This is a genomic window from Synechococcus sp. EJ6-Ellesmere, assembly GCF_024345875.1.
In the GTDB taxonomy this organism is placed as follows: Bacteria; Cyanobacteriota; Cyanobacteriia; order PCC-6307; family Cyanobiaceae; genus Regnicoccus_A; species Regnicoccus_A antarcticus.
Genome location: NZ_JAGQBY010000008.1, coordinates 22,551 through 36,145, shown reverse-complemented (window position 1 = coordinate 36,145; position 13,595 = coordinate 22,551). Strand labels below are relative to the sequence as shown.

The window sequence follows — 13,595 nt, the reverse complement described above, 5'->3', positions numbered from 1 at the left end:
CGGCGGCGGGGCCCGCCGATCGAACGCAGCTTCAGCCTCGGCCTGCTGGCCATGCTCGGCAGCGCGCTGCTGGGGCTGAGTGTGCTGCTGCAGCGCCAGGCGGGCAGCGGCTGGGCGGCACTGCTCACGGCTGCAAGCCTGCACACCCTGCTGGCGCAGGTGTTGGTCACGGCCCTGCTGGCACCGATGATCTGTTCGTTGCTGCTGTTGCTCTGGCGACGGCACAGTGCCAGCGCGCGGGGGTGATGGGATGACGAAACCGGTGCTGGATCGGCCCTTCAATCCCGGGCGCCGCTGGAGCCGGCGTGAGCTGATGGGCAGCGCCCTGCTCGCGTTGCTGGCCGGCTGCGGGGTCCGTCGCCCCAGCGGACCGGAGCTGCAGTTCTGGACCCTTGATCTGGCCCCCAAGTTCAATGACTACCTGCGTGGGGTGATCGCCGCCTGGGAACGGGAGAATCCTGGCCTCAAAGTGCGCTGGACCGATGTGCCCTGGGGGTCGGTGGAGCGCAAGCTGCTGGCGGCGGTGTTCGCCCGCACGGCGCCGGATGTGGTGAACCTGAACCCGCTGTTCGCGGCCAACCTCGCCAGCAAGGGAGGGCTGATGGATCTGGATCCGCTCCTGCCCCCGGATGCCGCTGCCACCTACCTGCCCCTGATCTGGCAGGCCAGCCGCCAGGACGGCGGGCAGTTCGCCATTCCCTGGTACCTCACGGCGCGGATCTCCCTGAGCAACAGCGACCTGCTCACCCGGGCGGGTTACAGCCAGCCGCCCAGCCGCTGGGAGGAGGTGCCGGCCTTCGCCGAGGCGGTCAGGCGCCGCACCGGCAAATACGCCCTGTTCGTCACGGTGGTGCCCGACGATTCCGCCGAGCTGCTGGAGTCGATGGTGCAGATGGGGGTGACCCTGCAGGATCAGCGCCAGCGCGCCGCTTTCAACTCCCCGGCGGGTCGCCGGGCCTTCGCCTTCTGGAGCGACCTCTACCGGCGGGGCCTGCTGCCGCGGGAGGTGGTGAGCCAGGGCTACCGCCGGGCCGTGGAGCTCTACCAGAGTGGTGAACTGGCCCTGCTCTCCAGCGGCGCCGAGTTCCTGCGCAGCATTCAGACCAATGCCCCCGGCATTGCCGCCGTCACCCGGCCGGGGCCGCCGCTGACGGGCCCCGACGGGCTGGCGAACGTGGCGGTGATGAACCTGGCCGTCTCTCGCCAGAGCACCAAAGCGAAGCAGGCGCTCAGTTTTGCCCTCTACCTCACCAATGCCGCCAACCAGGCCCGCTTTGCCGAGGAAGCCCGGGTGCTGCCTTCGGCGCGGCAGGCCCTGAAGAGCATCGAGCAGGGATTGCGCCAGCAGACGCCCGCCGATGCCCAGGAGCGGCTGGTGCGGCAGGCGCGACTGCAGTCGGTGGAGACCCTCGGCCGGGCGCGGGTGCTGGTGCCCGCCACCCCCGGGGTGAAGAGGTTGCAGGCGATTCTTTACCGCCAGCTGCAGCGGGCGATGCTTGGCCAGATCGAGAGTGATCAGGCGCTGGCGGAAGCGGAGCGCGACTGGAACGTGTATGCCGAAGCCCGCTGGCCCTGACTGGGCGCCCCTCCAGACTTCATGAATAAATCATTAAGTCTTGACTGAGTCCCCGCGCAGAGGCTGAGCGTTGGTCGCTCTGTAACAGCCCCACAAGGTAGGGTTGCTTTTCTTCATGACTGGACTCCGATGCCCCTGGAAGCGGATCCCCAGCAGCTGCAGGGTGTGTCTTCCCCGGAGTCTTCGTCAGAACCCTGCGCCACCGTGCTGGTGGTCGACGACGAAGCCACCGTGCGCCGTGTGCTGGTGATGCGCCTGCAGCTGGCCGGCTACCGGGTGGTCTGCGCCGAGGACGGTGAGCAGGCCCTTTCCCTCTTCCACGACGAGCAGCCCGACCTGGTGGTGCTCGATGTGATGCTGCCCAAGCTGGATGGCTTCGCTGTCTGCCGCAGGCTGCGTGCTGAATCCTGCGTGCCGATCATCTTTCTCTCGGCACTTGATGCCATTGCCGAGCGGGTGGCCGGCCTGGATCTCGGCGCCGACGACTACCTGCCCAAGCCGTTCAGCCCCAAGGAGCTCGAGGCCCGCATCGCCACCATCCTGCGGCGGGTGGGCAGGGGCTCCGCAGCAGCCGAACCCCGCGATGTGCCTGCTGGGCAGGGGGTGTTGCGGGTGGGGGATCTGGTCGTCGACACCAACCGCCGCCAGGTCACCCGCGAGGGTGAGCGTATCGGCCTCACCTACACCGAATTCAGCCTGCTGGAGCTGCTCTTCCGTGACCCCGGCCGGGTTGTGCCGCGGGCCGAGATCCTCGAGCAGCTCTGGGGCTATCCCCCCCGCCGTGCCGCCGACCTGCGCGTGGTCGATGTCTATGTGGCCCGCCTGCGCGGCAAGCTCGAGCCCGATCCGCGCAACCCCGAGCTGATCCTCACGGTGCGAGGCACCGGCTATGCCTCCCAGCGGATGGCCGAGGCGGCCGTTGCGGCCACGGCCTGAGACACGGCCTGAAGCCCTCGGTCCTTCAGGATGGGTCTCCTGTCTGAGATCTGTCCCCTTGCCGGAGACGCGCTTCAACCGCCTGGAGCAGGCCCGACTGGAGAAGGCTGAGGTCCTCAGGGGCCTGGGCCAGGGACCCTATGGCCTGCGCTTCGACCCCAGCCACCGCCACGCTGAGCTGCAGCGTCTGCATGCCGATCTGGCCAACGGTCAGGAGCGGGATGAGCGGGTTTCGGTGGCCGGGCGGGTGATGACCCGCCGGGTGATGGGCAAGCTGGCCTTCTTCACCCTGCTCGATGAGACCGGCCCGATCCAGCTGTTCATCGAGAAGGCCACCCTGGCGGCGGCCCTGCCGGATCAGCCCGAGGCCTTCACCCAGCTCACCACCCTGGTGGACGCCGGCGACTGGATCGGAGTGAGCGGAAGTCTGCGCCGCACCGACCGGGGCGAGCTCTCGGTGAAGGTGACCGGCTGGCAGATGCTGACCAAGGCCCTGCAGCCACTCCCCGACAAGTGGCACGGCCTGGCGGACGTGGAGAAGCGTTACCGCCAGCGCTACCTCGATCTGGTGGTCTCCCCCCAGACCCGCGAGACCTTCCGCCGCCGGGCCCTGCTGGTGAGCGGCATCCGCCGCTGGCTGGATGAGCGCCAGTTCCTGGAGATCGAAACGCCGGTCCTCAACGCCGAGGCCGGTGGCGCCGACGCCCGGCCCTTCACCACCCACCACAACACCCTCGATCTGCCCCTGGTGCTGCGGATCGCCACCGAACTGCACCTCAAGCGCCTGGTGGTGGGCGGTTTCGAGCGGGTCTACGAACTGGGCCGCATCTTCCGCAACGAAGGGGTGAGCACGCGCCACAACCCTGAGTTCACCACGGTCGAGATCTATCAGGCCTACGCCGATTACACCGACATGATGGTGCTCACCGAGGAGCTGATCGCCTCGGTCTGCCAGCAGGTGTGCGGCACCACGGCCATCGAGTATCAGGGCACCGCCATCGACCTGACCCCCCCCTGGCGGCGGGCCACCATGCATGAGCTGGTGGAGCTGGCCACGGGCCTGGATTTCAACGGCTTCAGCAGCCGCGAGCAGGCCGCTGCCGCCATGGCCGCCGCGGGCCTGGAGGTGCCTGAGGCGGCCGACAGCGTGGGTCGACTGCTCAACGAAGCCTTCGAGCAACGGGTGGAGGACTCGCTGATTCAGCCCACCTTCGTGACCGACTACCCGGTGGAGAACTCCCCCCTCGCCCGCGCTCACCGCAGCAAGCCCGGGCTGGTCGAGCGCTTCGAGCTGTTCATCGTGGGCCGTGAAACCGCCAACGCCTTCAGTGAGTTGATTGATCCGATCGACCAGCGCCGGCGGCTGGAAGCCCAGCAGGAGCGCCGTGCGGCGGGTGATCTGGAGGCCCATGGGGTCGACGAAGACTTCCTCCATGCCCTCGAAGTGGGCATGCCCCCCACCGGCGGACTGGGCATCGGCATCGATCGGCTGGCGATGCTGCTCACCGACAGCCCGAGCATCCGCGACGTGATCGCTTTCCCCCTGCTACGGCCGGAAGCGGTGCCGCCGGTGGGCTGAACCGGCGCAATGAGATAATTAACCGTACTCGGACTATCCCCCAGCCCATGAGCGGTGAGCGCGTCGGTTTCCGCTTCAAACACGCGGATGCGGTGGTCAAGCGCAATCCTCAGGGTCGCTCCCGCCGGGGCTGGGTGATGGAGCCTGTTGAGCAGACCACCAGCCGTGGCACCAAGATGCCCGCTTACCGCATCCGCTGGCGCGACAGTGAGCGGCCCGAGATCGTCCTGCAGCACATGCTGATCGCCGATCCCGATCCCACTCCTCCTCCAGAAGGGGTGAGCCTGGAGCCCCCCGCTCCGAAGAAGTAAGCCTGCTCCAACGACCGGCCGCCCCCTTCAGCCCAGCTGTTCAGCTCCAGCCCCTCAGGCGGTACACGAGCAGGCCGAGGTGCTCCTTGATGGCGAGGCTGCTCAGCAGCAGTGAGCCGGCGTCGGGCCAGAGCGACAGCAGCACCGATCCGGCGGTGGGCCTGCCGAGCTGATCACGGGCCGGCAGCAGGTAGTCGCAGGCCACCGGCACCACCTGGAGCCCGCTCTGGCGGCGGAAGCTGGCCAGGGCCCTGGGCATGTGCAGGGCGCTGGTCACCAGCAGCACCGTGCTCCAGCCGCGGGATTGGCCGATCCGCCGCAGATCCCTCGCCTCCTCGGCGGTGGTCCTGGCCTGATCACTGACCAGAAGGCGATCCGCCGGGACACCCAGCTCCAGCGCCAGGCTGCGGGCGCTGATGGCTTCAGCTGGGGCGGGATCCCCGCCGCTGAAGCTCACCCGGCCTCCGCTCAGCAGCAGCAGGGGCGCCCGCTGGTCCCGCAGCAGCCGGATCCCGCTCAGCAGCCGGTCGCCAGCCTCGTTCACCTCCACTCCGGCCCTGGGGGGCAACGCCGCCCGCAGGCCTCCGCCCAGCACCACGATGGCGTCGCCCCGGGGTACGGGCGCGGGCGTCAGGCGGGCACTGCGGGCCTCCAGCCCCCAGACCAGTTCCCTGGCGGTGAGCGGCATGGCGCTGATCCAGAGCATGGCCAGGCCAAGGCCCCCCAGGGGGCCGCTCCAGCGGCGCCGCGGCCCCACCAGCAGGCCGGCCAGAGCCAGCAGCAGGCCCAGGCTCAGCGGATAGAGCAGTTGCGGCAGCAATTTCGAGAGCAGAAAGCCCATGGGAGGGAGCTCCTGCTCAGGGGCCGGCGGGCCGGGAGCGGCGCCGCAGCTCCTCCAGCTCCTGGCGCGACTCGAAATCGGCCCAGGCGCGCTCCAGGTCGGGACCGGTCGCTGGGTCGCCCACTGGTTCTCTGGCGGGCTTGCCGGAGGGCTTGGGGCGGGCCTGCTGTCGCTGCTCCAGCTCCTGCAACTCCTGCTCCACCCGGGCGAATTCCTTGCCCAGCTCCCCCAGCAGCTGCCAGCGGTCGCGCCCCTGGCCCATCAGCTGACCCTGATGGGCCTCGGCCCGTCCAGCCAGCTCCTGGGCACCGGCGGCCCTCGCCCGCCGCACCCGCTCCTGCCACTGGGTGATCTCGCCGGCGATCTGCAGCAAGGCCTGGCGCAGCTGCTCGGCCTGGGCCTGGATCTGCAGGCGCCGCCGGCGCAGGCGACGTTGGCGCTCCAGCAGCTCCTCCAGCTCCAGCAGCTCCTGCTGGCCTGGATGGCTGCCGAGGAAGGCCTCCAGCTGCTGCTCCAGCTGCGACTCCAACTGCTCGAACCAGCTGCTGCTCATGGGCGTGTCACGGTCAAAGGAGGGTTCACTCCGGGGCACGGGTGATCAGGGGGGCTTCGATCTCTTCCTCCAGGGGCGTGATCGCCGCTTCGCGGGAGCGCAGCAGCAGCTGGGTGAGGCGGGCGATGGCCCCTTCGCCGAGATCCCGTTCACCGATGCGATCGAAAGCCTCGCGGTAGAGCTGCTCCAGTTGCTCAATCAGGCCTTCGCGGGTCTCGCGCATCGCCCGACGCTGGTCGTCCCTGCTCATCGCCGGTCTTCTCGCTGCTGATCAGATGCTGAGTCTGCCTGGTTCGGCACCTGATGCCGCTGGTTGCAGCAGGTGCAGGCTGAAGCTGCCGTCGTCGGCGCCCCAGCGCTCCAGGGAGCGCCAACCCGCCGCCGCCGCCAGGGCGGTGAAAGCCTCCGGGCTGTACTTATGGCTGTACTCGGTGATCAGGGCTTCGCCGGCGGCGAACCGCCAGCGTGTTCCATCGAGGCTCACCTGCTGGTCCCGCTCGCTCACCAGGGCCATGGCGATGCGGGAGTCCTGTGCCTGCCAGTGGGCCTCATAGCGGAAGCTGCCGGGATCGAAGCTGCCCGCGAGCTCCCGGTTGAGCCGCACCAGCAGGTTGCGGGCGAAGGCGGCGGAGTGGCCGGCCCGGTCGTTGTAGGCCGCTTCCAGCGCCGCCGCCGAGCGCGGCTGGTCGATGCCGATCAGCAGCCGCCCATCGCTCCCCAGCAGGCGTGCGAACTGGCCCAGCAGGGTCACGGCTTCGTCGGGATCGAAGTTGCCCAGGGAGCTGCCGGGGTAGAAGCCGAGCCGCCGCTGCCCCGCCAGCAGGGGCTGCTCCGGCAGCTGCTGGAGCTGGCTGTAGTCGCAGCAGATGCCCAGCACCGGGATGCTGGGGTGGCGTTGCTGCAGGTTGCGGCAGGCCTGCTGCAGATGCTCGGCGCTGATGTCGAGGGCCACGTAGGCCGGCGGGGCCAGGGCCTCCAGCAGCGGCGAGACCTTGCGGGCGCTGCCGGCGCCGAACTCCACCAGCACACCCTCGCCCATGGCCGCGGCCATGGCGGGGGCATGGCGGCTGAGCAGGGCGGTTTCAGTGCGGGTGAGGCCGTATTCCGGTTGTTCGCAGATGGCGTCGAACAGGCGGGAGCCCTCGTTGTCGTAGAGAAACCAGGCCGGGAGCTGCTTGGGTGTGCGGCTCAGCCCCTCGATCACCAGCCGGGCCATGTCGGCCGGGGCTGGATGCAGATCGAGCATGGTGATGGCAGGGTCCGGCGACCGCGGTGCCGCTGGTGTCGCCAGCCGGGGCCTGAGGCCGGACTGGCTGCTCATCGCCGCTCCTGGGCCAGGCGGAGGCCGCTGGCCATCCAGCGGCTGGCGGGCGGGAAGAAGTTGCGGTAGCTGAGGCGGCTGTGACCGGGCGGGGTGAAGTCGCTGCCGCCGCGCAGCACCATCTGGGAACTCATGAATTTGCCGTTGTATTCACCCACTGCGCCGGCGGCCGGCGTGAAGCCCGGATAGGGACGGTAGGCGCTGGCGGTCCACTGCCACACCTGACCCTCCAGCTCCCGCAAAGCGGGGTGGCCGCCCCGGGCCGCGGATTCCCACTCGGCTTCCGTGGGCAGGCGGGCTCCGGCCCAGCGGGCGTAGGCGTCGGCCTCGAACCAGCTCAGATGCCGCACCGGCGCCTCCGGACGCAGGGGCCGCCTCCCTTCCAGGCTGAACTCCCAGTTCCAGCCGTCGTGTTCAGAGCCGCGCCAGTAGCGGGGCGCCCGCCAGCCGCGCTCCTGCACCAGGGCCCAGCCTTCGCTCATCCACAGCTCCGGCCGGCGGTACCCCCCTGCGGCAATGAAGGCCGCGAATTCGCCATTGCGCACCAGCCGGCTGGCAATCGCATGGGGCTCCAGCCAGTGACGGTGACGTGGCGCCTCGTTGTCGAAGTGGAAGCCGCCCTCGGGGCCCGCGCCGATCTCCACCAGGCCGCCCGGATGCTCGATCCACTCCAGCGGCTCCGCCGCTTCGCCGGGGAGCCCGGCCGGCTGGCGGTAGGCGGGCTCCAGGGGGTTACGGCTGAAGCCGTCGAGCAGATCCATCAGCAGCAGCTCCTGGTGCTGCTGTTCGTGCTGCAGCCCCAGCTCCAGCAGCTCCAGCACAGGCTCCGCCGTGGCCTGGGGTTGCCGGACCAGCCGCTCCAGCAGATCCTTCAGTCCGGCATCCACCCGCCGCCGCCAGGCCATCACCTCACGCATCGGTGGACGGGAGAGCAGGCCCCGCTGGGGGCGGGGGTGGCGCTCGCCGATCGCGTCGTAATAGGAATTGAACAGAAAGCCCCAGCGGCTGTCGGCGGGCTCATAGCCGGGCAAGTGGGGTTGGAGCAGGAAGGTCTCGAAGAACCAGGTGGTGTGGCCGAGATGCCACTTGGGCGGGCTGGCGTCGGCCATGCCCTGCAGGCAGAGGTCTTCAGGCTCCAGATCGGCCACCAGCTCTTCGCTGCGGCGGCGGATCGTCCCCAGCCGCTCCAGCAGGGCCGCGCTTGGAGCCGCGGAAGCCATGGCATGGGAAGCGAGCTGGGGTGGAGCCTAGTGGGGATCGGCGGTCGCGGCTGACCCCCTTACGATCGGCCACAGACCACCGTTGCGACAAAGCCGCCGCCATGGGCATCCGCCAGGGATCCTGCACCCAGGCAGGCATCAGCCAGGGTTTTGTTGAAGCCGTCGGCAACACCCCCCTGATTCGTCTGCGCCTGCTCAGCGATCTGACCGGCTGCGAGATCCTCGGCAAGGCGGAGTTCATGAACCCCGGGGGCTCCGTCAAAGACCGCGCTGCCCTCGGCATCCTGCTGGAAGCGGAGGAGTCGGGAGCTCTGCAACCGGGCGGCACCGTGGTCGAAGGCACGGCCGGCAACACCGGCATCGGCCTCACCCACCTCTGCAATGCCCGCGGCTACCGCAGCTTGATCGTCATCCCCGACACCCAGTCGGCTGAGAAGATCGGGCTGCTGCGCAGCCTTGGCGCGGAGGTGCGCACCGTCCCGGCGGTGCCCTACCGCGACCCCAACAACTACGTGAAGCTCTCGGGCCGCATCGCCGCCGAAATCCCGGGTGCCATCTGGGCCAATCAGTTCGACAACCTGGCCAACCGCCGCGCCCACTACGCCAGCACCGGCCCTGAGATCTGGGAGCAGACCGGCGGCCGCATCGACGCCTGGGTGTCGGCCACCGGCACCGGCGGCACCTATGCCGGCGTGGCCCTGTTCCTGAAGGAGCGCTCCGAGCGGGTGCGCTGCGTGCTGGCCGATCCCCACGGCAGCGCCCTCCATGCCTGGGCCACCGGCGCCGGGCTGAAGGCCGAGGGCAGCTCGATCACCGAGGGCATCGGCAACAGCCGCGTCACCGCCAACCTCGAGGGGGCACCGATCGACGATGCGGTGCGCATCGACGACCAGAGCGCCCTCGAGACCATCTACCAGTTGCTCTGGCGGGAAGGGCTGTTCATGGGCGGCTCGGTGGGCATCAACGTGGCGGCGGCGGTGGAAACGGCCCGCCGGCTCGGGCCCGGCCACACGATCGTCACCGTGCTCTGCGACAGCGGTGATCGCTACCGCTCCCGCCTCTACGATGCCGACTGGCTGGCCTCCCGCGGACTGAGCCAGCCCCGCCGAGAGCGGGTTCCGGCCTTATGGATCCCGCTCAAACCGCCGAGCCAGGTCTGCTGATCGCGGATCGCTACCGCCTGGAGGCGGAGCTCAGCCGCAGCCCCCAGGGGGTGCTCTGGCGCGCCAGCGATCAGCTGGCGGGCGGGGCGCTGATGGCCCTGCGCCAGCTGGGCCCCGAGCAGGACCAGGAGCACTGGCGGCAGCTCTGGAGCCGCCTGCAGGGGGTGCTCCATCCCCAGATCCCCCGCATCGGTGAAGCCATTCCTCGGGGGGATGAGCTCTGGTTGGTGCGCGAGTGGCAGGGGGGACCCACCTACAGGGAGCTGCTGGAGGCGCGGCGCGAGCGTCAGCTGGTCTTCGGGGCAGGGGAGGTGCTGCTGCTGGTGCGGCAGCTGCTGCCGGTGCTGGCGGCCCTCCATGGCCAGGACCTGGTCCATGGCGATCTCAGTCCGGCCAATCTGCTGCGCCGCGACCGCGATGGCCTGCCGGTGCTGCTCGATTTCGGCCTGGTGCGCGATGGTTCCATCGAGGCTCCCGCCGGCGGGGCCACGCCCGGCTATGCGCCGGCGGAGCTGGGCCGCGGCGAACCCGTGCAGCCCTGGATGGACCTTCACGCCCTGGGGGTCGTGGCGCTGGTGCTGCTCACTGGGGATGAGCCGGCGGCCCTGCTCGATCCAACAACCCTCGCCTGGAGCTGGCCCGCTGCCGACCAGCTCGATCCGGCCCTGCGGGAGCCGCTGGAGCGGTTGCTGAGCTCCGATCCCGATCAGCGCTTTGCCACGGCGTCCCAGGCGCTGGAGGCCTTTCAGGAGCTGCCGATGCCCGAGAGCCTCGGCCCCGTGGCCCGGGCCGACCGCACCGTTGCCCTGGTGCCACCGTCTGTGCCGCCGCCAGTTGAGCCTCCCCGCGCTCCTGCTCCCACGCCGCCTGTCGCTGTTCTGCGCAGCCGCCAGCAGGTCAAGGACGAGGCCGTGGAAGGCCGTCTCTGGCCGGTGGTGATGGCCCTGGTGTTCTCGGCCGTGGTCGGCATCAGCCTGGGCTGGTGGTTGCTCGGCCGCGGCAAGGCTCCCAGCGAGGAGGTCAGGGAAACCCCCCAGCGCCCACTCACTGCCAGCTTGCCGCCTGGGGAAGTGGATCAGCGCCAGGAGTTGCTCAACCGCCTGAGGGCTCTGCAGGTCGACCGTGGCTGGTTTCTCAACCTGGTGGACGCCAACCTGATGGCCCAGTTCCCCGAGCGGGGAGGGCGGCTGCCCAGTGATGCGCTGGAGGATTCCCCCCTGCGCAAGGTCTGGAATGAACTGGCGGAGGAGTGGTTGGCCCGGGTGGAGCAGCTGCCGATCGCCGTGCGCCGCAAGCTCGGCAGTTTCAGCGCCTCCGACTGGGAGGGCCAGCAGCGGCGTCTTGCCGCCCAGGGCCTGAGCGCACCGGTGCTGCGCCAGCTGGTCTCCGGCAATGCCCAGGCTCTGCTGCCGGGCCGATCCAGCATGGACATTCCACCCGAGCCCTTCCGCCAGCTCTGGTATGCCGCCGCCCAGCAGACCCTGGAGAGCCTGCGGGTCGAGCCGATTCTGGCCACCCCCGGTCAGGCCCGGGTGCAGTCGGCGGAACTGGAGGCCAACGGCGCCCGGGTGTTCCCGATTCGCATCCCCAGGGGCCACCAGCTGGTGCTGGGGGTCAATGGCTCCCCGCTGATGCAGATGAGCATCTTCGACGCCCAGGGGAATCTGCTCGAGCCCAAAGGTCCCCTGCGGGTGGTGAGCCTGGGGGTGGTGCCCGGTAATCAGGCCCAGCTGTTGATCAGCAATGAAGGTGTGGCCCCTGCCTTCATCACCCTGTCGCTGCGGGCCGACCCTCCCCCGCCTGTGCCGAGCCCGCAGGAGCCTGCTGAGCGCCCGGAGCCTGAGAGCCAGCCGGAGGAGACACCCTCCCGCCAGCAGCCGTCAGCTCCTGTCACCCCTGAGCCCGACCAGCGCCGCCCTCCCCAGCCGCAGGCGCCTTCTCCCCCGGAGAGCGTCTCGCCCCAGGCTCGCTGAGCAGAGCTTCACAATGGATGTCCAAGCCCCTGCGCAGCGTTGATCGGCGCCATCCCTTTGCCCTCCGCCCCGGCAGCCCTGGATCCAGGTTCTCCGGCACCGCTGGCCGTGGCCCTGCTCTCCGGCGGCCTTGATTCGGCCACGGCCGCGGCCCTGGCGATCGAGGCGGGCTACCGGGTGATCGGTCTGTCGTTCGATTACGGCCAGCGTCACCGCCAGGAGCTGGAGGCTGCCGCCCTGCTGGCGTCCGTGCTCGGCCTGATCGAGCACCACACCATCGCCGTGAACCTGGCCGCCTGGGGCGGCTCGGCCCTCACCGATCCCGACATCGCCCTGCCCGGCGCAGGCGTGGTTGAGGGGGTGATCCCTCCCACCTATGTGCCTGGCCGGAACACGGTCTTCATTGCCCTGGGGCTCAGCCTGGCCGAGGCCCGGGGGGCCTCCCGGCTGGTGCTGGGGGTGAATGCGGTGGATTATTCGGGCTACCCCGATTGCCGTCCCGACTACCTCGCCGCGTTTCAGAGCCTGGCGGACCTGGCCAGCAAGGCCGGCCGGGAGGGCCAGGGGGCCCAGCTCTGGGCACCGCTGCTGAGCTGGAGCAAGACCCGGATCGTTGAGGAGGCCCTGCGGCTGCGGCTGCCGATCGAGCGCACCTGGAGCTGTTATGCCGGCGGGACCGTCCCCTGCGGCCGCTGCGACAGCTGCCGCATCCGCGATGCCGCCCTGCGGGATGCCGGCCATCCCGAACTGGCCAGCCGCGGACCTGGATGAGCCGGGAGCGTCTGATCCGCCCCCTGCCGTGGCGGGAACCCTGGCCCCTGGTGAACCGGCTGGCCCAGCAGCGCGGCCTCGAGGGTCTGGTCTGGCTGGACGGGGATGGAACGGCCCTGGGACGCACGTCGACCCTGGCCCTGGCGCCCCTGGAGCAGCTGGAGTGCCGGGGGCTGCCGGCTGAGGCCGGGGCCAGCGATCCCTTCGCGGCCCTGCGGCGTGTCCTGGGAGCGGGTGGGGCCTGGCTGGGCTGGCTGGGCTATGAGGCAGGAGCCTGGGTGGAGCCAGGCTCCCACTGGCGCTCTCCGGACACAGCCACCCTCTGGGCCGCTCGCTACGACCCGCTGCTGCGCTTCGATCTTCATGAACGGCGTCTCTGGCTGGAGGGAGACGACCGGGGGCGGCTGCTGGACATGGCAGCCTTGATCGAGTCATGCCCTGAAGGTCCGGGGCCGGGGGAGGCTGGAGCGCTGCCTTCTCCGGGGCTGCCGCCCGGACACTGGCACTGGCACACCACCCCGGAGGCCTTCGCAGATCAGGTAACGGCCCTGCGGGAGTGGATCGCTGCCGGGGATCTGTTCCAGGCCAATCTCACCGCCTGCCGCGAACTGCTGCTGCCACAGCCGGTCTCACCCCTGGAGCTCTACGGCCGACTCAGGCGCCATTGCCCGGCACCCTTCGGGGGGGTGGCGATCGCTTCGCTCGGCCAGGACGGCGAGGCGGTGCTCTCCGCTTCTCCGGAGCGCTTTCTGCGTCTGCAGGGCGATGGCCGTGTGGAGACCCGTCCGATCAAGGGCACCCGGCCCCGTCACCCGGCCGCCGAGGCCGATGCCGCCGCCGCCGCCGACCTGATCACCAGCGCCAAGGACCGGGCCGAGAACGTGATGATCGTGGATCTGCTGCGCAACGACCTCGGCCGGGTCTGCCGCAGCGGCTCGATCGGGGTGCCGCAGCTGCTGGGGCTGGAGAGTTACCGCCAGGTGCACCATCTCACCTCCGTGGTGGAGGGATCGCTGCGCCCGGAGGCCGATCTGGTGGACCTGCTGCGGGCCTGCTGGCCGGGCGGGTCGATCACCGGGGCCCCGAAGGTGCGCGCCTGCCAGCGCCTGGGCGCCCTGGAGCCCGTGCCCCGGGGGCCCTACTGCGGCTCCCTCTTCCTGCTCGAGGCCGATGGCCGCTTCGACAGCAACATCCTCATCCGCAGCCTGATGCTCAGGGGGCGGCGCCTGCGCGCCCATGCCGGCTGCGGCATCGTGGCCGATTCCAGCCCCGCCGCCGAGGCTGAGGAACTGGCCTGGAAACTGGATCCCCTGCTGGAGGCCCTGGCCTGAGCGCGATCGCCTGGATCGAT

The 13,595-nt window shown here is 70.2% G+C and carries 13 protein-coding genes and 1 pseudogene; 9 read left to right on the top strand and 5 right to left on the bottom strand.

All coding sequences use genetic code 11. The features are described from left to right. The 5 genes and pseudogenes from KBY78_RS01675 to KBY78_RS01655 all read left to right on the top strand — a co-directional run. A pseudogene (locus KBY78_RS01675) lies at positions 1–246 on the top strand (rod shape-determining protein MreD); the annotation flags it as partial. 4 nt (positions 247–250) lie between these two features. Continuing rightward, positions 251–1,576: a sugar ABC transporter substrate-binding protein gene (locus KBY78_RS01670; RefSeq protein WP_050751590.1), complete on the top strand. Its 1,326-nt coding sequence runs from the start codon at positions 251–253 to the stop codon at positions 1,574–1,576. 129 nt (positions 1,577–1,705) lie between these two features. Beyond that, on the top strand, positions 1,706–2,512 hold the full coding sequence (rpaB, locus tag KBY78_RS01665) for a response regulator transcription factor RpaB (protein WP_255142059.1): 807 nt from the start codon (positions 1,706–1,708) through the stop codon (positions 2,510–2,512). A gap of 58 nt (positions 2,513–2,570) precedes the next feature. Beyond that, a complete protein-coding gene (gene lysS / locus KBY78_RS01660) occupies positions 2,571–4,091 on the top strand; it encodes a lysine--tRNA ligase (protein WP_255142058.1) in 1,521 nt (506 codons plus the stop codon). 47 nt (positions 4,092–4,138) lie between these two features. Continuing rightward, positions 4,139–4,402: a hypothetical protein gene (locus KBY78_RS01655; protein WP_006172906.1), complete on the top strand. Its 264-nt coding sequence runs from the start codon at positions 4,139–4,141 to the stop codon at positions 4,400–4,402. A gap of 40 nt (positions 4,403–4,442) precedes the next feature. Here KBY78_RS01655 and KBY78_RS01650 read toward each other — a convergent pair whose 3' ends face one another. From KBY78_RS01650 to egtB, 5 genes are all read right to left on the bottom strand, one after another. Beyond that, positions 4,443–5,243, bottom strand: coding sequence for a YdcF family protein (locus KBY78_RS01650; RefSeq protein WP_006172907.1), 801 nt, complete (start codon positions 5,241–5,243; stop codon positions 4,443–4,445). A gap of 16 nt (positions 5,244–5,259) precedes the next feature. Continuing rightward, positions 5,260–5,796 (bottom strand): hercynine metabolism protein, encoded by a 537-nt coding sequence (locus KBY78_RS01645; protein WP_255142057.1) that lies wholly within the window; start codon positions 5,794–5,796, stop codon positions 5,260–5,262. Between the two features lie 25 nt (positions 5,797–5,821). Beyond that, entirely contained in the window at positions 5,822–6,046 is a 225-nt protein-coding gene (locus KBY78_RS01640) for a hercynine metabolism small protein (protein WP_006172911.1), read from the bottom strand. Positions 6,047–6,067: 21 nt separating this feature from the next. Then, positions 6,068–7,042 (bottom strand): L-histidine N(alpha)-methyltransferase, encoded by a 975-nt coding sequence (gene egtD, locus KBY78_RS01635; protein ID WP_255142062.1) that lies wholly within the window; start codon positions 7,040–7,042, stop codon positions 6,068–6,070. 71 nt (positions 7,043–7,113) lie between these two features. Next, complete coding sequence (egtB, locus tag KBY78_RS01630; protein ID WP_255142056.1) at positions 7,114–8,337, bottom strand: ergothioneine biosynthesis protein EgtB; 1,224 nt, start codon at positions 8,335–8,337, stop codon at positions 7,114–7,116. 101 nt (positions 8,338–8,438) lie between these two features. Between egtB and KBY78_RS01625 the strand changes: the two genes are divergently transcribed. The 4 genes from KBY78_RS01625 (at position 8,439) to KBY78_RS01610 (ending at position 13,575) form a co-directional block, all read left to right on the top strand. Then, on the top strand, positions 8,439–9,500 hold the full coding sequence (locus KBY78_RS01625; protein WP_255142055.1) for a cysteine synthase A: 1,062 nt from the start codon (positions 8,439–8,441) through the stop codon (positions 9,498–9,500). Further along, positions 9,464–11,473 (top strand): protein kinase domain-containing protein, encoded by a 2,010-nt coding sequence (locus tag KBY78_RS01620; RefSeq protein WP_255142054.1) that lies wholly within the window; start codon positions 9,464–9,466, stop codon positions 11,471–11,473. Before KBY78_RS01625 ends, KBY78_RS01620 begins: the two co-directional genes overlap by 37 nt. Before the next feature lie 102 nt (positions 11,474–11,575). After that, positions 11,576–12,244 (top strand): 7-cyano-7-deazaguanine synthase QueC, encoded by a 669-nt coding sequence (gene queC, locus KBY78_RS01615; RefSeq protein ID WP_255142061.1) that lies wholly within the window; start codon positions 11,576–11,578, stop codon positions 12,242–12,244. Then, the gene (locus KBY78_RS01610) at positions 12,241–13,575 is read left to right on the top strand and encodes an anthranilate synthase component I family protein (RefSeq protein ID WP_255142053.1); all 1,335 of its coding nucleotides are present in this window, start codon (positions 12,241–12,243) and stop codon (positions 13,573–13,575) included. Before queC ends, KBY78_RS01610 begins: the two co-directional genes overlap by 4 nt. The last annotated feature ends 20 nt before the right edge of the window (positions 13,576–13,595 follow it).